This is a genomic window from Natronomonas moolapensis 8.8.11 (genome assembly GCF_000591055.1).
Lineage (GTDB): Archaea > Halobacteriota > Halobacteria > Halobacteriales > Haloarculaceae > Natronomonas > Natronomonas moolapensis.
In genome coordinates, this window is the sequence record NC_020388.1 from 2748650 (window position 1) to 2765929 (window position 17280).

At 67.9% G+C, this 17280-nt stretch carries 21 protein-coding genes; 5 read left to right on the forward strand and 16 right to left on the reverse strand.

The window, feature by feature from the left end; genetic code table 11:
* Positions 1-2 precede the first annotated feature (2 nt).
* The 12 genes from NMLP_RS13140 to cbiT all read right to left on the reverse strand — a co-directional run bounded on the left by NMLP_RS13140 (position 3) and on the right by cbiT (position 9889).
* On the reverse strand, positions 3-614 hold the full coding sequence (locus NMLP_RS13140) for a histidine phosphatase family protein (RefSeq protein ID WP_015410616.1): 612 nt from the start codon (positions 612-614) through the stop codon (positions 3-5).
* Positions 615-884: 270 nt separating this feature from the next.
* Entirely contained in the window at positions 885-2138 is a 1254-nt protein-coding gene (locus NMLP_RS13145; RefSeq protein WP_015410617.1) for an outer membrane protein assembly factor BamB family protein, read from the reverse strand.
* The gene (locus NMLP_RS13150; protein WP_015410618.1) at positions 2131-2502 is read right to left on the reverse strand and encodes a DUF3209 family protein; all 372 of its coding nucleotides are present in this window, start codon (positions 2500-2502) and stop codon (positions 2131-2133) included. Before NMLP_RS13150 ends, NMLP_RS13145 begins: the two co-directional genes overlap by 8 nt.
* A 9-nt stretch (positions 2503-2511) precedes the next feature.
* Complete coding sequence (locus tag NMLP_RS13155) at positions 2512-3699, reverse strand: CbiX/SirB N-terminal domain-containing protein (protein WP_015410619.1); 1188 nt, start codon at positions 3697-3699, stop codon at positions 2512-2514.
* Complete coding sequence (locus NMLP_RS13160) at positions 3699-4370, reverse strand: hypothetical protein (protein ID WP_015410620.1); 672 nt, start codon at positions 4368-4370, stop codon at positions 3699-3701. The genes NMLP_RS13155 and NMLP_RS13160 overlap by 1 nt, the downstream gene beginning before the upstream one ends.
* A 65-nt stretch (positions 4371-4435) precedes the next feature.
* Complete coding sequence (locus NMLP_RS13165) at positions 4436-4672, reverse strand: ferredoxin (RefSeq protein ID WP_015410621.1); 237 nt, start codon at positions 4670-4672, stop codon at positions 4436-4438.
* A gap of 17 nt (positions 4673-4689) precedes the next feature.
* Positions 4690-5808 carry a precorrin-3B C(17)-methyltransferase gene (gene cobJ, locus NMLP_RS13170; RefSeq protein ID WP_015410622.1) on the reverse strand — a complete coding sequence of 373 codons (1119 nt, stop codon included), beginning with the start codon at positions 5806-5808 and terminating at the stop codon, positions 4690-4692.
* 2 nt (positions 5809-5810) lie between these two features.
* Entirely contained in the window at positions 5811-6737 is a 927-nt protein-coding gene (locus NMLP_RS13175; RefSeq protein WP_015410623.1) for a precorrin-3B C(17)-methyltransferase, read from the reverse strand.
* Positions 6737-7732 (reverse strand): cobalt-precorrin 5A hydrolase, encoded by a 996-nt coding sequence (gene cbiG, locus NMLP_RS13180; protein ID WP_015410624.1) that lies wholly within the window; start codon positions 7730-7732, stop codon positions 6737-6739. Before cbiG ends, NMLP_RS13175 begins: the two co-directional genes overlap by 1 nt.
* Position 7733: 1 nt before the next feature.
* Positions 7734-8624: a cobalt-precorrin-4/precorrin-4 C(11)-methyltransferase gene (locus tag NMLP_RS13185; protein ID WP_015410625.1), complete on the reverse strand. Its 891-nt coding sequence runs from the start codon at positions 8622-8624 to the stop codon at positions 7734-7736.
* Positions 8617-9324, reverse strand: coding sequence for a cobalt-factor II C(20)-methyltransferase (locus NMLP_RS13190; RefSeq protein ID WP_015410626.1), 708 nt, complete (start codon positions 9322-9324; stop codon positions 8617-8619). The genes NMLP_RS13185 and NMLP_RS13190 overlap by 8 nt, the downstream gene beginning before the upstream one ends.
* 25 nt (positions 9325-9349) lie before the next feature.
* A complete protein-coding gene (gene cbiT / locus NMLP_RS13195; RefSeq protein ID WP_015410627.1) occupies positions 9350-9889 on the reverse strand; it encodes a precorrin-6Y C5,15-methyltransferase (decarboxylating) subunit CbiT in 540 nt (179 codons plus the stop codon).
* 302 nt (positions 9890-10191) lie between these two features.
* Between cbiT and NMLP_RS13200 the strand changes: the two genes are divergently transcribed.
* Entirely contained in the window at positions 10192-11259 is a 1068-nt protein-coding gene (locus NMLP_RS13200; protein ID WP_015410628.1) for a zinc-dependent alcohol dehydrogenase family protein, read from the forward strand.
* Between the two features lie 12 nt (positions 11260-11271).
* Here NMLP_RS13200 and NMLP_RS13205 read toward each other — a convergent pair whose 3' ends face one another.
* Positions 11272-11499, reverse strand: coding sequence for a hypothetical protein (locus tag NMLP_RS13205; RefSeq protein ID WP_015410629.1), 228 nt, complete (start codon positions 11497-11499; stop codon positions 11272-11274).
* Between the two features lie 130 nt (positions 11500-11629).
* On the opposite strand from NMLP_RS13205, the gene NMLP_RS13210 reads away from it, so the two are divergent.
* Positions 11630-13198: an AAA family ATPase gene (locus tag NMLP_RS13210; RefSeq protein WP_015410630.1), complete on the forward strand. Its 1569-nt coding sequence runs from the start codon at positions 11630-11632 to the stop codon at positions 13196-13198.
* Positions 13191-14537, forward strand: a complete 1347-nt coding sequence (locus NMLP_RS13215) for a hypothetical protein (RefSeq protein ID WP_015410631.1) — start codon at positions 13191-13193, stop codon at positions 14535-14537. Before NMLP_RS13210 ends, NMLP_RS13215 begins: the two co-directional genes overlap by 8 nt.
* Positions 14538-15028: 491 nt before the next feature.
* Here NMLP_RS13215 and NMLP_RS13220 read toward each other — a convergent pair whose 3' ends face one another.
* The gene (locus NMLP_RS13220; protein WP_015410632.1) at positions 15029-15673 is read right to left on the reverse strand and encodes a helix-turn-helix domain-containing protein; all 645 of its coding nucleotides are present in this window, start codon (positions 15671-15673) and stop codon (positions 15029-15031) included.
* Positions 15674-15800: 127 nt separating this feature from the next.
* Here NMLP_RS13220 and NMLP_RS13225 point away from each other — a divergent pair, with 127 nt between their 5' ends.
* Entirely contained in the window at positions 15801-16184 is a 384-nt protein-coding gene (locus tag NMLP_RS13225; protein ID WP_015410633.1) for a winged helix-turn-helix domain-containing protein, read from the forward strand.
* A 9-nt stretch (positions 16185-16193) separates the two neighbouring features.
* On the forward strand, positions 16194-16457 hold the full coding sequence (locus NMLP_RS15935) for a DUF7560 family zinc ribbon protein (RefSeq protein ID WP_049926591.1): 264 nt from the start codon (positions 16194-16196) through the stop codon (positions 16455-16457).
* Between the two features lie 27 nt (positions 16458-16484).
* Here NMLP_RS15935 and NMLP_RS13235 read toward each other — a convergent pair whose 3' ends face one another.
* Together NMLP_RS13235 and NMLP_RS13240 are read right to left on the reverse strand one after the other, a co-directional pair.
* Positions 16485-16928, reverse strand: coding sequence for a pyridoxamine 5'-phosphate oxidase family protein (locus NMLP_RS13235; RefSeq protein WP_015410635.1), 444 nt, complete (start codon positions 16926-16928; stop codon positions 16485-16487).
* A gap of 49 nt (positions 16929-16977) precedes the next feature.
* A complete protein-coding gene (locus tag NMLP_RS13240; protein ID WP_015410636.1) occupies positions 16978-17169 on the reverse strand; it encodes a DUF7511 domain-containing protein in 192 nt (63 codons plus the stop codon).
* Between the last annotated feature and the right edge of the window lie 111 nt (positions 17170-17280).

Genomic DNA, 17280 nt, shown 5'->3' on the forward strand with positions numbered 1-17280 from the left:
GGCTACTGGCGCCCGGGCGCGGTGGCGTTCTCGCGGACGACTGTCGTCCCGGCGCCGCTGGCCCGGAACTCGGCGACGGCGCAGTTCTCGAGGTGGTGCGAGGACAGCGCCGTCGTCAGGTCGTGTCCCTTCGCGTGGCCGAGGAGGATACACAGCGGGCCGCCGTGAGTGACGACGAGCGTCGTCCCGTCCCCACGGCGGAGGTTCTCGAATCGCTCGACGACGCGCTCGTGGACGCCCCGGAGGGACTCCCCGCCCTCCGGGACGGCCTCGGTGGCCCGGTAGGCCGTCTCGTCGAGGCCGAACTCCGGGTACCGCGACTCGACGGTATCCCGGGTGAGCCCCTGATACACGCCGAGGCTGCGTTCGCGCCAGGCCGACTCGAAGGTCGGGGGGGCGTCGATCGACTCCGAGAGGAGTTCCGCCGTCTCCCGCGTCCGGCGGAGATCGGACGCAAGTATGCGGTCGAACTCGTAGCGCTCCGCGAGCCACCGGCCGGTCGCGGTCGCTTGTTCGCGGCCCGTCCCGTTCAGGGAAACGGGGGCCCACCCCTGCATCCGACCCTCGCGGTTCCAGTCGGTTTCGCCGTGCCGGACGGCGACGATGCGGGTCATACACGCCGGTAGGGCCGGCGTCACAATTATAGTAGCGATCGGAAGACACTGCACACTCGATCGCACGATGGCAGTGCGATCGATGTGTAATCACTTGCGATGGTTACTATAGCGTGACGGCGGGTAATTAAATACCGACGGGGCGACCGATGCGGGACGGGCGGCCGGTCGTGGCGGTACGTCGACGGGAAGATGGCCGCGGGGCGTTCGCAGACCGTCTCGGGGTGTTTATAAGCCGTCCCGGAGCACTTATAAACTGTCTCGGGGTGCCTACAGATACCACAGCGAGTACGTCCCGCGAACCCCGCCGTCGTCGTCGTGGTACGCGACCGGTTCCTCGACGAGGGCGAGACGGTCCCCGTCGAGGGCCGCGGCCGTGCAGACGCCGTCGGTTCGCCCCGTTTCGAGGGGGCCTTCAGCCGCGTCGAACACCCGGACCCCGTGAACCGAGGGGTCGCGGTCGCGAAAGTGCTGGGCGACCGGCGCGAGGAGGCGGCCGCCGTCGTCGGCCACCTCGTGACAGAAGCCGCCGACGGACGCGCGCCAGCGGTGGTCGCCGTCGGACGTGTAACCGAACGCCGACTGCTCGTCGGGGTGGCGTTCGTCGGTCTCGCGGCCCTCCGCCGGGAAGGAGTTGCCGGTCACGAAGACGACGCCGGCGCCGTGGCCGACGACGTGGTTGGGGTAGGTGTACACCTCGTCGCCGTCCGGTTGCGGCGTCCCCAGATCGACCCGCCACTCGACGTCGCCGTCCGCGAGGCAGTACCCCCGGTAGTCGGCGTGACTCGTGACGACGAGGCGGCCGCCGGCCGAGACCACGTCGCCCACCCGGCGGGTCGCCTCCCGGTCGGGGTCCCACGTCCAGCGTTCGTCGCCGTCCGAGCCGAGGACCACGAGACCGGCGTCGTGGGCGCCGGGACAGCGGTTGTAAGCGACGGCGACGCCGTCGGCGACCGGTTCGAGCGCGATCGGCGAGGCGTCGGCGTCGTAGCGCCACCGAAGCGTCCCGTCGGGGGCGAAAGCGTACACCGAACTCCCGAAGGCCCGCCCGCCGTCGCGGCGCTCGTAGCGTCTGGCGGCGACGTATGCGACGTCCCCGCCCGGTGCGACGGCCGCGTCGACGACCATCGGCAGAAAAAACCGCGTCTCCTTCGCCGGGCCGCCGAGGGCGTCGGCGGCGTCGTGCCGCCACCGCTCTCTCCCACCGGCGAGCAGCCGGATCGCACCGCGGCCGGAACGTTCGCCGACTACCACGCCGTCGCCGAAGGGGACGAGCGTGATCGCGCTCCCCTCGCCGTCGACGCGCCACCGCTCCGTCCCACGGCCGTCGAACGCCCGGACCGACCCGTCGGCGAGCCCGACGACCGGGCCCTCGGCCGTCAGCGCGACCCCGGAGCGGCGCCCCGCCTGCCTGGAGCCGCAGGGGTCGACCTCGCCGAGGTCGATCCGGCGCGCGGCTTCGAGGGGCCCGGAATCGGTGTCGCTGTCGGGGGCGAACACGCCCTCCCCGTCGGCGTCACTCATCGGTCGGGAACGTCTCGTGGAGGGCGTGGTGGATGTCACCGAGGTCATCTAGGAACCCCTCTCCCTGGGTCAGGAGTCGGTCGAGGGCGGCCTCGGCGTCCCTGACGGCGACGAGTCGGCCCCGCAGGTAGTCGTACCCCGGGTCGTCGGCGTCCGCCGAAGCGACCTCGCCCTCGAGTTCGACGAGTGCGGTGTCGAGGTGGCGTTTGCAGGCCGCGAGGCTCTCGGCTTCCGCGAGCGCCTCGATGTGCGGGTCGGGGTCCGCACCGAGCTCGTCACGGGCGTGCTTTTCGACGGCGTCGTCGGCGACGCCGAGGCTGTTCATCAATCCGAGTCGGAGCGCTTCGATCTCGTGGCAGGTCATGGTATTGGGTTATAGCGTCTGGTCGACCAAATCGGATACGATGCTGTCCGCCGCGAGCGACGCCGCGAGTCGCTCTGCGTCCTCGGGGTCGACCCCGCCGTACCAGACGTTGTCGGGGTAGACGGCGACGTTGGGGCCCTCCCCGCAGCGGTCGAGACACGACGAGCGGGTGATCCGCGCGTCGACGTCCTCCTCGTTGGCTGCCTGGCGGAGGCGTTCGAGCACCGTCGCCGCTCCCTGTCCGGCGCAGGTCCGGTTCGTACAGACCGCGACGTGTTTGTCGGGGGCGTCGTGGACGTGTGGGTCGTCGTCGACCTCCGATCGGTCGGCGTGGGCGGCTCGGTGGGTCATCGCCCGCAACGCGGCGCGCGCGCCGCCAGTATCGTCCTCGAAGCCGTCCATCTCGACTTTGTATTTGCAGGTGTCACACGACATCGAGACGTCGCCGGTCCGGGCCTCCTCGAAGCGATCGGCCAGCACGTCGAGCAGACGGTCGTCGGTGCCGAGGGGATCCCCGCACCCGGCGACCGCGTAGGGGTAGTCGTCGTCGAACTCCGCGGTTCGCTCGCGGATTCGGCCGGTCAGGACCCCGTCGCCGAGCATGTACGGGAGGACGACGACGGCGTCCGGGCGGCGCTTCGAGACGGTGTGGAGGGCGTCCTCGAGCAGCGGTTCCGTCACGCCGATGAAGGCCGCGTCGACGTCGACGAACCCGCGGCCCTCGTACAGCAGGCGGGCGAGTTTGTGCACGTCGCCGTTGGAGTCCGGATCAGAGGAGCCGCGGGCACAGAGGACGACTAACACGTCGTCTGTCTCGCGGTCGACGCCGAGGTCGTCCTCGACGGCCGCGGCCCGGTCGTCGAGCAGCTCGACGATAGAGGGGTGGACCCCGAGGTGGCGGCCGTTGTGCAGGGTCGCGTCGTGGTTGTCTCGGGCCTCGTTGACGACCAGCGGGACGTCGGCCTTGACGTGGCTGGCGGCGAAAAGCGACAGCGGAAGCACCGTCACGTCCGACGCCGAGGGGGCGAGCGCGCCGATCGCTCCCTCGATGGAGGGTTCGGCCAACTCGATGAACCCGGCGTCGGTGGGGAGGCCGAGGCGGCCCTCGAGTCCCACAGCGAGTTCGCGGACCTGTTCGTTCGAGCGCTCCCGGCGCGAGCCGTGCCCGGCCAGCACGACGGCTTCGGCGTCCAACATCAGTACTCCGCCTCCTCGACGCTCCGCCGGAGCTTCCGACGGCGACTCGGGGCGAACAGTCCCGACGAGTCGCTTCCCGCGTAGAGCCACTCGCCGAGGGCGGGCGCGGCCGCGTCGTCGAGACCGAACCAGTACCCGCCCGAGGAGGTCTCCGAGAGCTCGCCGTACGGCGCGTCCACGTCGGCGGCGTCGAGCAGCCCCTGGATCGACTCGAGGGCGGCCCGGTCGTCGTGGACGAACGAGACCCCGACTGTCCCCTCCGAGGACTTGAAGCAGACGGTACCGCAGCCCTCGAGGAGCCCCCGAAGCAACTGGCGGTCGTACTCGGCGAGGGCGTCCAGCCGGTAGCCGCCCGGATCGTCCCCAATCGGGAGCCCGAGCGCGGCCGCAGCCCGGTCGCCGATCGGTCCCTCGAGCCGGACGGTGTAGCTGTCCTCCCGTCTGGTGATCGACGTGTCGTGGGCGTACTCGCGCTCGTCGACGCGGTGGTCGACATCGTCGGACCCCGCTATCGCGGCCAGCCGGTCGGCCGCGGTCTCGTCGGTCGCCCGGACCGAGACGCCGCGTTCGGTCGCCTCGCCGTCCCCGACGACCCGGCCCCAAAAGTACGCGGTCTCGGGGTGGGACTCGAGGAGGTCGGCCGGCGTCCCCGCGTCGGTATCGGGACTCACCTCGTGGCTCGCCCCGTTCGCCGCTCGGCCCGTCCGAGGCTCTCCTTGCGGTCGATCCTCGTGGCTCACGAGTCGGACACCTCCCGAACCGTGATCGCGTCCGTCGGACACGCCGCGGCGGCGTCCTCGGCGTCGGCCAGCCGGTCGTCCTCGAAGACGGCGCTCAACTCGTCCCCATCGCGGTCGCTGTCGGGGAGCGTGACGAGGCCGTCTTCGGACTCCTCGAAGCGGTCGTCCCGGACGAGGCAGGCGAAGATCCCGTCACACAGCTCCAGATCGACCGTGATCTCGTATTTGCTCATGTGTGTTCACCCGTCGTTCAGTAGTCGTATTTCGTCTCGTAGCCCCGCGGCGTCACCATTCGGTCCTCCCAGACGTAGGTCTCGTCGTTGCCGACGACGATCGTCGTCGTCATGTCGACGATCTCCTCCTCGCCGAGTTTCGGCAGCGTCTCGAGGTCCGTGATCATCGTCGCCTCGTCGTCCCGGGAGGCCCCGTGGACGATGCCGACCGGGGTGTCCGGGTCGCGGTACTCGAGCAGGATGTCACAGCACGTCTGGAAGTTCTCCCGGCGCTTGCGGCTCCAGGGGTTGTAGATCGCGATCGTAAACCCCTCGCTGGCGACGGCTTCGAGCCGCGATTCGATCTCCGCCATCGGGGTGAGGTGATCCGACAGCGACACCGAGACGGTGTCGTTGACGAGCGGCGCGCCGAGGCGCGCGCCGCAGGACTGGGCGGCCGGGACGCCGGGGACGACCTCGAAGTCGACCGCCTCGGCGCTGCCGCCCTTCGACTCGAGGATCTCGAGGGCCAGCCCCGACAGCGCGTAAACGTTCGGATCGCCCGATCCGATGATCGCGACGTCGTTGCCCGCGAGCGTCCGGTCGATCGCCTCCTCGGTCCGGGAGACCTCCCCGCACATCGGCGTCGAGTAGATGTCCTCGGCCTCGGCGGCGATGTCGTCCGGCAGGAGGTCGACGTAGGTCCGGTAGCCGACGATGTGTTCGGCGTCGGCGAGGGCGGCCTTCGCCCGCGCCGTCATCCCCTCCGGCTTGCCGGGGCCGAGCCCGACGGTGACGAGCGTTCCCGGCTCGGCGTCGAAGTCCTCGACCGTCGAGCCGACCGCCTCTTCGTCGTCGGTCGACGCGCCGCAGCCGGAGCCCGACGACTCCGACGACGATGACGCGCCGCATTTGCTCTCGCTCTCGCTTTCGGTCGTCGCGCCGCCGCACGCCGACGCCGATTCGGTCTCGGTCGACGCGTCGGCCGACGCTGTCGTCGCGCCGCCACACTTCGATGCCGACTCGGCCTCGGTCGACGCGTCGGCTTCCGCCGTCGTGCCGCCGCACGTCGAAGTTGAGTCGTCCGTGGTCGATGCGTCCGCGTCCGTTTCCGTCGTCGATGCCTCGGCCGTGTCCGCCGTGTCGTCTGTGCTCATTGTCAGAAGTCCTCCACCTCGCGGCCGCCGCGCGGCGTCACGAGGAAGTCGCCGTAGTCGTTTTCCCACTCGTGGCTCTCCGCGGTGCCCACGAGAATCGACGTCCCCATCCCGCCCACCTTCTCGGAGTGTGCGTCGGTCTCGCCCAGCGTGGTGATCGTGTGCGTCTCGTCCTCGAGGTTGCGGCCGGCCTCGCCGCGGCCGGCGTCGTTGAAGATCGCGACCGGCACGTCGTCGGATCGCTCCTCGCGGATCACGTCGATCGCGCGCTCGTGGTCGCGCCAGCAGTTGTACAGGACGATGACGAACCCCGAAATCGCCGCCGCCCGGAGCTTCTCCTCGATCTCCTCCCAGCCGCGCCACTTGTCGGACAGCGAGATCGTACAGAAGTCGTTCGACAGCGGCGCGCCGAGGTTCGCCGCCCCGCCCAACGCCGCCGTCACGCCCGGAACGATCTCGATCGGGACGTCCGTCGCCGCCTCCTCGTCGGCCATCAGAAAGACCAGGTCGCTCTTGCCGTAGACGTTCGGATCGCCGCCGGAGACGTGGGCGACGTCCTGGCCCGCGCGGACGCGGTCGAAGGCCTCCCGCGTCAGCTCGACTTGCTGGCCCATCGAGGAACGGACGAGCTCTTGTTCGGTGCCGTCGGGGCGCGAGAGGACGGTTCCGTCGGTCCACTCGTCCGGGCGCGAGGCGGCCGCGCCCCCGTCGGCGGCCGGCTCCTCGGCCTCGGCTGCGTCTTCGTCGTCCGCCGCCGGGAGCGTTCCGTCCGCCCGGAGGAACTCCTGATAGAGGTTCGAGGCGATCACGCAGTCGGCGGACTCGATCACGTCCGTCGCGCGCTGGGTCATCGCGTGGGGGAGCCCGGGGCCGATCCCGACGACGTAGAGGGTGCCGTACTCCTCCGGTGGGCCGTTCTTTTCCGACATTACTCGCCCACCGCCACGGTCACCGCGTCGTCGAAGCGTTCCTTCTCACGGAGCAGTTCGTGTTCGCGCCCGCCGGCGATCGCCGAGGCTTCGGCGATCCCCGGCCACCCGATCAGCTCCTTCGCGCGGGAGGGCGTCGGTCCCTCGTGATCGAGCAGCGTTTCCTTCTCGAACAACACGACGCCGGCCCCGATCTCCTGGGCGGCTTCGTAAAGCCCTTCTTCGCCCTCCTTTCTCGTGGCCGTGGCGACGAACTCCACGTCCGAAAAGTCGAGCTCGAGGGCGTCGAGGGCGGCCGCCCAGGCGTCGAGGACCTGCTCCTTTTCGACGCCGCTGACGGTGCCGGTACCGAGGACGACTCCCTCGTCGTTTCGCTTCATGACCGTTACGTCGTCGCCGACCAACACGGCCCGGGGACCGTCGAGCCGTTCGACCACCTCGAGGTCGTCGTTCAGGACGGCGAGGTTCGTCGCCACCGTCGAGTCGCCGTTGACCACGTGGGCGTCAAGCGCCTTCGCCTTCGACTCGATGCCCTGTTTGCCCGCCGCCTCGCTGGCGGTGGTCATCGCCGGGACGGCGCCGAGTTGCGAGAGGTCGTATGCGACCTGGTTGGCGCCGTGGTGGCCGCCCGTCAGCGGGATCGCCCACGTCAACGCCTCGTCGATCACGACGACGGCGGGGTCGTCCCACTTGTCGTCGAGCAGGCCGGCGGTCTTGCGCATCGCGATCCCCGAGGCCATCAGGCCGACGAAGCAGTCGTACTCCCCCCAGTGCTCGGCGAAGACGTCGCCGTGGTACTCGAGAATCTCGATCGATTCGTAGTCGTCGGCCAGTTCGTCCTTTATTTCTTCGGCGACGGGCAGTTTGCGCTCGAAGCTGATTATCGCGATCTCCTCGGCGACCTCGCCGTCGGAGTCCGGCGTCGAGCAGTGCCCGCCCGAGTCGTCGCTTCCGTCGTCGGTGCTTCCGTCGTCCGCGTTCGTGTCCGTGCTCATGTCAATCGTCGTCCGAGGGACTTTCGGTTTCGGTGTCGTTGTCGCCTTGATTCGCCCACCCGCCGTACAGGTAGGACCGCTCGTAGCCCGCCCCCGCCGCGGCGTCGCCGATCAACACCATCGCGGAGGCGCGATAGCCCGCATCGTCGATCTTTTCGCCGATGTCGCCGACCGTCCCCTCGATGATGTCCTCGTCGGGCCAGGAGGCGTGATAGACGACCGAAACGGGCGTGTCGGGGGCGACCCCCGACTCGACGAGTCGGTCCATCGTGTCGGCGACCGCGTGGGTGCCGAGGTAGATACAGGTCGTCACGTCGCCCATCCCGACGAACTCGGCGATGTGGTCGTCCTCGGCGTCGAGGGTCTTGCCCTGCGGTCGCGTGAACGCGACGTGGTTGGCCGTCTCGTTGAGCGTGAGCTGGGTCCGCAGCGTCGCGCTCGCCGCAAAGGCCGAGGTGACGCCGGGAACGAGGTAGGTCGGCACGCCCTCGTGTTCTAAGGCGTCCATCTGTTCGAGGGCGGCCCCGTAGATCGCCGGGTCGCCGCTGTGGAGCCTGACGACCGTCCGACCGTCCCCGTAGGCGTCACGCATCAGCGGGACCAGCTCCTCGAGATCCTTGCCGACGCTGTTGACCAACTCGGCGTGGTCGCAGTACGCCTCGAGCAGCTCGCTGTTGACGAGTGACCCGGCGTGGACGACGAGGTCGGCGTCCTCGAGGAGTTCCTTTCCGGCGACGGTCAACAGGCGGGGGTGCCCCGGCCCCGCGCCGACGAAGGGGATCCCCTCGCGGTCGTCGCCCGCGGTGTGCTCGTAGACGCGCTCGTCGCGCTCGTGGGCGTGTTTCTCGCGCTGGGCGTCGATCGCCGCCTGGGGATCGGCGTCGTCAGTCATCGTCGGCCTCCGTTTCGGCGCCGAAGGCGGCCGTCGCGGGTGCCTCGCCGACACCGGGCTTCTCGGCGTAGGCCACGGTGTAGTAGTCGCGCTCCTCGAGCCGCGAAGGATCGTCGGTGACGATCGTCTCGTGGCCGTTCATGAACAGTCGGCGACCGTAGGTCACGTCGTAGCCCGCCTCCCGCAGCTTCTCGTGGGTCGTCGGGACGTCGGTCACCTTGAACAGGACGAGCCGATCGGGGCCGACGGGGGCGGCCCCGCGGGCGGCCTCCCGGAGAACGAGCTCCGAGCCCGCGGTGATCTCGACGTCGAAAGCGGTCGCGAAGGCCGTCACCGTCGAGACGCCGGGGACCACCTCGACGTCGACAGCGGGGTGGAACCGATCGAGGGTGCGGCGCAAGTGCCCGAACGTCGAGTAGACGTTTGGGTCGCCGAGCGTGACGAACGCCGCCGTTCCGTCGGCGGCGGTCGGGGCGATCTCGGCGGCGGCGGCCTTCCAGGCGTCCCGGAGTTCGTCCTCGTCTCTCGTCATCGGGAAGTCGAGATCGCCCAACTGTTCGTCGTCGACGTACTCGGTGGCGACGCTCCGGGAGAGCCGTCCCGGCGTGTAGACGACGTCGGCAGATTCGAGCGTCTCGCGGCCCTTGATCGTGATCAGCCCCGCGTCCCCGGGACCGAGCCCGACGCCGTACAGCGTCATGCCCGGGCCCCCGTCGGAGCCGGCGTCATGCTGTGCCCCCCGAGATGACGTAGACCGGGTTGTCGGCATCGAAGCTCGTCGCGCCGGCGAGTTCGTAGCCCGTCGACACCTGCATCTGGATGACCTCACCGAAGAGGTCCCGCTCGCGGAACGCCCGGACGGCGTCGCCTGCGACCTCGAGCCGGGAGACATTCATGACCACGCGGTCGACGCCGGTCTCGGCGGCGTGATCGAGCACGTCGGCGTAGTTGCGCGACCCACCGAGAAAGAGGGCGTCGGCGTCGTCGGGCAGCGCCTCCGGGGCCTCGCCCTCGATCAGTTCGACGCCCTCGATCCCGTTGGCAGCGAGGTTTTTTCGGGTCGCCTCGAGCCGTTCCGGCTTGCGCTCGATCGCCGTCACGCGACCGGCGAGGCGGGCGGCCTCGATCGTTACCGCGCCGGTACAGGAGCCGACCTCCACGAAGTGATCGGATCCAGCCAGCCCGAGTTTTCCGAGCGTGACCGAGCGGACCTCCGGCTTCGTCGGCCCGGCCTTGGCGTCGTGTGGAAGCGCTGTGCGTGCCATGGGGGTACAACCGTACCGACCGACAAAACAATTGTGGTTGTTTTAGGACAAGTAGATTTTATGCGACCCGTCGACGTCCCGTAACGTAGACCCACGTCGTCGGGGGCTCCCGGATCGGGTGAATGCAGTCGTTATTCTACCGTAGACCGAATACGTAGATGGATTACGGTGAACGGGTCGAACGTCCCGATTTCATAATAAAAGATTCAAATATATTAGATATTAATAAAATGGCCTCGTTGTGTACGACCCCGCATCCTGCACAGATTTTAATACAGAACAGTGAGACAAATGCTACCGTGATGCAAGCAGTACTGCTAGAGGAGTTCCAAGAACCGCTGGAGGTACAAGACGTCGAGCGTCCCGAGCCGGAGCCCGGCGGGGCCGTCGCCGAGGTCGTCGGATGTGGCGTGTGCCGATCCGACTGGCACTGCTGGCAGGGCGATTGGGACTGGTTCGGCTATCGGCCCGACCCGCCGCACGTTCTCGGCCACGAGCCGACGGGTCGCATCGTTTCCGTCGGCGAGGACGTCGAAACCGTCGAGGAGGGCCAAGAGGTCGCGATCCCGTTCAATTTCGCCTGTGGCACCTGCGATATGTGCCGGAACGGCCGCGAGAACATCTGTGAGAACCACGTCGGCCTCGGATTCATGAACGAGGCCCCGGGCGCGTTCGCCGAGGAGGTCCACATTCCGAACGCCGACATCAACGCGGTCCCGCTACCCGACAGTATCGACGCCGAAGCCGCCGCCGGCTGTGGTTGTCGGTTCATGACCTCGTTCCACGCGATGGCCCACCGTGCGCCCGTCAGCGCCGGCGACGACGTCGTCATCCACGGCTGTGGCGGCATCGGACTGTCCGCGATCCACATCGCCGACGCGCTCGGAGCGAACGTCATCGGGGTCGACCTGATGGACGATAAACTCGAAAAGGCCGAGGAACTCGGCGCCGTCGCTACGGTCAACGCGACGGAGGTCGACGACGCCGCCGCCGAGGTACACGATATCACGAACGGCGGCGCGGACGTCTCCGCCGACGCGCTCGGGATCGCAACGACGTGCCGGAACGCCGTCAACAGCCTCAAAAAGGGCGGTACACACGTCCAGATCGGCCTGACCACCGCCGAGGAGGAGGGGATGGTGTCGCTGCCGACCGACGAGTTCGTCGCCAAGGAGATCGAATTTAAGGGGTCGCTCGGCCTCCAGCCCTCGCGGTACAGCGAGATGCTGGATATGATCGACTCCGGGAAGCTCGATCCGACGACGCTGGTCGAAAAGAAGGTCGACATCCACGGCGTGCCCGACGAACTGGCGGCGATGAGCGACTACAACACGCTGGGGATCCCGGTGTGTAACGACTTCAGTAGCTGACGCCACGCTCCACTACCGTTTGTATATTTCATCACCGAACTGTCGCGCTCGCTCGTAGGCGCCGTCCTCGCTTTCGACGGACGCCCGATCGATCCGGCCAACGGTGAACTCCCGCCCACAGCCCTCTGCGGCGGTGCAGTCGTATCGGGCTGTCCAGCCCGTCGGCTCAGATTTCAGCCCGTAGTAGAGCGGCGATCCGCAGTGTGGACAGCGCGCGTCTGGGTGTTTTCTGACGATCACGGGCGGCGCTCCCCGCAGGTTAGTATATAAACCTTCGCGGACGGCGGGTGGGCGCGTGGCTGCTGGGGGCGGTCGCGTCGCCGTCGCGCCGTCGGATATTTTTATACTGCCGACCCGACAGCGATACGTAATGGCATACGACGGGCCTTCCGTTTTTCTCGCCCCGTACGGGAACGAGACCGCACAGGAGAACTTCCGGAGAACCGTCGAAAAGGGCGTCCCGGAATCGACGGTCGCTGCCCACTCCGAGTCCTCTCCCGGGAGCGATCCCGTCCGGATGTGGGGAACGAAGGGGACACTCGAGGGGGCGTGGCGGCAGATCGATCCCGGCGACTACCTCCTCTTTTATAAAGACGGCGCGTACGACCGCGCCGTCGAGGTCGTCGGCACCGAGCGAAACGAGGACCTCGGGCGAGAGATATGGCCGAACCACGAGGAGGGGAAGCCGTGGGTCTGTATCATCTACGTGACGGAGCCGGTCGCGACCGACATCGATTCCGCCGAAATCCACGACCTCGCCGGCCACGACATCACGTACACGATGGGGTTCGTGAAACTGAACGACCTGGGTCTCGGCGGGATCCGCGGACGGTACGGCTCCGTGGAGAACCTGCTCCACGGCGGCGCCCCGGTCGATGGGACAGCGACTGAGCAGACCACGCTCGGGGACGCCCCCGAGCCGGACGTCGAGACGGTCCCGTCGGTCGACCTATCACCGTCGGTGTTCGACTCGCTTCGCTTCCCGGACGGGCAGGGCGAGGAGTTGGCCGAACAGATCACCGCGGCGCTGAACGCCGGCAAACACCTGGTTTTCACTGGCCCGCCGGGGACCGGCAAGACCGAGATCGCCCGGCTGCTGTGTTCGCATCTCGCCGAGGAGTTCCCCGAAATATACACCGGACACCGACTCACGACCGCGACGGCCGATTGGTCGACCTTCGAGACGGTCGGCGGCTACATGCCGGGCGAATCCGACGGCGACGACCTCTCGTTCGAGCCGGGGCAGGTGCTCCGCCGATTTAAAAAGGACGGGCGACAGCGGAACGAACTCCTCGTCATCGACGAGATCAACCGGGCGGACATCGACAAATCGTTCGGACAGTTGTTCACGCTCCTGTCGGGGCAGGCCGTTCAATTGCCGTACAAGCGCGGCGGCGAGGAGATCGAGATCGTCCCCGCCGGGCGATCCGGCGGCGGCCCGGCGGAACACCGCTACGTCGTCCCGGCGTCGTGGCGGATCGTCGCGACGATGAACTCCTACGACAAGACGTCGCTGTACGAACTCTCCTACGCGTTCATGCGGCGCTTCGCCTTCGTACACGTCGACGCGCCGGAGGTCCCGCCGGATCGCGAAGCCGGCGGCGAACTCGTCCGATCGTACGCCGCGATCTGGGACGTTGCGGTCGACAGCGAGGCGCTCCGGGACGTCGGCGAGATCTGGCGGGCAGTCAACGCGACCGACGACGGCCGCGAGATCGGTCCCGCGATAATAAAAGATGTCCTCGCGCACATCGACGGGCGCGGCATCGACCGGCGGGACGCGCTCACGGGCGCGGTCGCGAGTTACGTCGTCCCGCAACTGGAGGGCGTTCCGAACCGCGCCCGGATCGTCTCCCGCATCGTCGATACCGACACGGTCGATCCGGCCCGGCTGAGCCGCTTGGCCGGCGACGTCCTCGGCGTGACCGTCGATGGATAGCTCCGAACTCGTCGCCGGGCTATCGCAGGATATCCTGGCGTACGTGATGCACGGGTCGTTCCCCGAGCGACACGTCACCAGGGAGCTCAAGCCGGACGGCCTCGACGAGCGCTTCGACGACTACGAGGCGCTCGTTCGGCTGCACTTCGTGCTCAAACCCGGCGTCGTCGAGTTCGTCGAGGCCCTCCCCGAGCGACTCCGGAACGTCAAGACCGGCACCGAGACCACGACGACCGTCTCGCGCGGGCGGGTCGACGGCCGTGTCGACTGGCCGTCGACGGTCAAAAAGCGGTATTCGACGAACCCGCGGGACAGCAGTCTGTTCGTCTGTGACAGTCGCTCGGAGAGCTACGACACCGCCGAGAACGTCGTCTTGAAGCGGCTCCTGTCGATCGTCTACGAAACGCTGGAGCAGTGTGCGGGATACCTGCGGGCGGACTACGAGTGGGTGACCGACCGATGGCGCGAGAACCTCGAACTCGTCGACGTCATGCGCCGGACGTTCGAACGGAACGTCCACGTCAGGCGGATCCGCGATCCGGCGTCGTACGAACCGACCGAACGGATGCTGCAGCGCGCCGAGAACGCCCGGACGCCATTATACACCGAGGCGGCGAGGCTGCTCCGATCGTACCGGGAAAGTCAGGCCGCCGATCCGGACGCGATCGCCGAACTGCTCGAAGAGACGGCGATCACCCCCGACGACGAGGAGACGCTCTTGGAGTTGTACGTCCTGTTTCGGTTCGTCGACGCGATCGAGTCGCTCCGCGAGGAGTCGTTCACGCTCTCGACGATCGCCTCGGATTCGCAGGCCGTCGCCCGGATGGCCGACGACGACGCCGAGATCACGCTGTATCACGACAACTCCGCGGGCGACCGCGACCTGTCGTTCGTGCCGGAGCACTTCGAGAAGGGGAGAAGTGACCTCGCACGCAGCGAGATGGTCCAGCGGGAGACGCTCGACGTCCTCTCGGCGTACTTCCCCGACGACGACTTCCGCCGAAGCACGGGACGTCCGGACGTTATCGTCCTCGAGATCGACTCGGGCGGCCGACGGGAGTACCTCGTCACCGAAATCAAGAACTCGACGAACCCGGGGACGATCCGGTCGGGGATCAAGGAGACACTCGAGTACCTGGCGTTTCTCCGACACGACGGCGAGTTCGTCTTCGGAGAGGACAGGTCGTACTTCGGGTCCGGGTGGAACGGCCTGTTGGTCGTACAGGACATCGAAGGCACCGAGACGGCGTCGCTTTCGGAGCAACGCTCGATCCGGATCCTGCAGGCCTCGGAGGTCGAATCGAAACTCCGAGCGGTCCTGGAGTCGGTCGTCGGGTGAGCGGGCGTATCGATGCCCGCCGTTCCCCGAACGCTACGTTGGGGCGAAACGACGGGGCAGGGGAACCGAGAGTAACGGACCAGCGTCCGCGCGCCGCAGGCGCGCGGTTCGCCGGCTGTGAGACCGAAGGTCGAACAGCCGGCCTTTTTCATCGACGTTTTTCAAGGAGTGGTTCGCCTCTGGCGAACCCGACGCAGAAAAAGGTCGGAAGCAATCGAGGACCAGCGTCCGCGCGCCGCAGGCGCGCGGTTCGCCGGCTGTGAGACCGAAGGTCGAACAGCCGGCCTTTTTCATCGACGTTTTTCAAGGAGTGGTTCGCCTCTGGCGAACCCGACGCAGAAAAAGGTCGGAAGCAATCGAGGACCAGCGTCCGCGCGCCGCAGGCGCGCGGTTCGCCGGCTGTGAGACCGAAGGTCGAACAGCCGGCCTTTTTCATCGACGTTTTTCAAGGAGTGGTTCGCCTCCGGCGAACCCGACGCAGAAAAAGGTCGTTAGGCGTCCAAGATCGCATCGAGCAGCTTCGATTGGGCGGCCGCGAGGTGTTCGGAAAACGTCGAGGTAGTGATACCGAGCGCGTCGGCGACCTCGCCGGCGTTCGCGCCCTTCGGGTGATCGAAGTAGCCCATCCGGTGGGCGGTCTCGAGGACCTCGCGTTGGCGTTCGGTCAGCCGGCTCCGGTCGACGAAGACGAGGTTGTCCTCGGGGGCGTCGGCCTCGCCGCGGAGCAGGCGGCGAACGTCGACGGTGGGATAGCGCTCCCGGAGCGCGCGGATCGTCCCCTGGAGCGTCTCCATGTCGACGGCGTGAAAGACGAGATACAACGAGCCCTCGCGAGCGTGGAGGTCGACGATCGGACATTCGAAGGCCTCGACGGTCTCACAGGGACACCCACGCCCGCGCTCGCGGGTAAAACGGTACATTTTTTTTGCGCCGTAATCGAACGTCTCGGTCAGCGCGACGCTCGTGTCCGGTTCTACGTCGCTTTCGAGCATGAACTCCTCGGTGATACGCCCGGCGTCCGCGCCGGCGACGCTCCGTGCGACCGTATACGACGGCGCCCCCCGGTCCGCGGACGCCTCGACGACCGGGCAAGTCCCGTCGGCGTCGATCCGAATCTCGGCGCGGATCCCAGACATCGATCGACGGTTAGAACCCTCGACACCTAAGTCTGTCCGCCGCCGGCCGCCAGTCGGGACTAATAAAACACCCTGCATACTGAGGGATAGAATACGCTACCGGGGACGCCCATCTCCGGAGTAGAGAATGTCGCAGAAACGCCGATCGAACGACGTTGGGGGTGTCTCGGAGCGAGGGGAGTCGCGCTCGCGCGCCGTCGACTGCGAGACGGTGTTGGCCGCACTCGAGGATCCGGACTGTCGGGCGCTGCTCGAAGCGACCGCCGAGGAGGCGCTGACGGCCGGGGAACTGATCGAGCGCTGTGGGGTGCCCCGCTCGACGACCTACCGGAAACTCGAGCGGTTGACGGAGGCCGGGTTGCTCGAGGAGAGCATCCGGATCAGCCCGGACGGCAAACACGCAAACGAGTACCGGCGGACGTTCGACGACGTCACGATCTCGCTGGACGACTGCGGGTCGGCGACCGTCGGCCTCTCCTCGATGGGGGCATCCCCGGGGGCGGCCGACTGATCCCCACCGATGGCACCCGCGTGCTCCGGCGACCAGGGGGGCGGAGAGGAACCCGAGACCACCGGGTGCGGGTCGCGCGACGGCGGGGGCGAGGGGACCGAGAGAGCCGGTGACGGCGGGAACCCGACCGTGGGTAGCTACGTCTTCGGCTGTTCGGAGTGCGGCCAGGAGATCGAGGTCGACGCCTCGATGCGAACGGCGATTCTCTCGAACGGCTGTCCGGTGTGTACCGAACCCGCGAGGACGGAGTGTTTCGAACCAACGGGGACGTAGCGTTTCGAGGTCTCGAAACGGGGTCGGTCAGTCCTCGTGTTCGACGGCCCGGCCGTTCACCGTCGCCGCGTCGAGACGATACAGTTCGATGTCGAGTTCGGCCGTCGGCTCCGACCACGTCTCGAAGAGCGGTCGACGCGCCGATCCGTACCGCTCGACGTCCGCCGCGGTCAGCGATTCCGGATCGATCCGAACGAGGGGGCCGGCGGCAACGACGCTGCGGTAGACGTCGCCGGCCTCGTAGACGACGAGTCTCGCCTTGGGCTCACCGTCGAGAAAGCGTCGCTTGTCGCTGTCCGGTGTCGAAACGGATCGGACGTAAAAACACCGCTCCGAGGGATCGTAGCCGTAGCTGATCGGAATCGCGTAGGGGTCGTCGTCGCGCGCGAGCGACAACACTCCGGTCCCGTGAGCCCCGAGGAAGGCGTCCGTCTCGTCGGGCGACATCCCGATCCGGCGGTCACGTGCCATACCCGAACCAGCGGACGACGGTATTTATGCGTGGCTGCTCCGGAGGGTCTCAGCGCCACGCCCGGAGGTCGATCACGGCGTCGGCGTCGGCGGTGAGCCACTGGGTGCGGCGCTCGTCGGCGTCGGCGCCGCGGGGGACGAACGTGTACTCGTCGCCATCGTCGTCGATCACCTCGAGGGTGTGCGGATGCTCCGCCGAGTCGCCCGGTGTCGGGTCGAAGCCGCCGGCGGTGTCGGTCATACGTAGTGGTTCTCGCCCCGATATATAACTCTTCGAGCCGCGTCCCGGGCGGCGGGACGGCGGGTCGCTCCCGTCCGGTGGGATTCGGGACAGCTCATTTGAGGCCCGGCG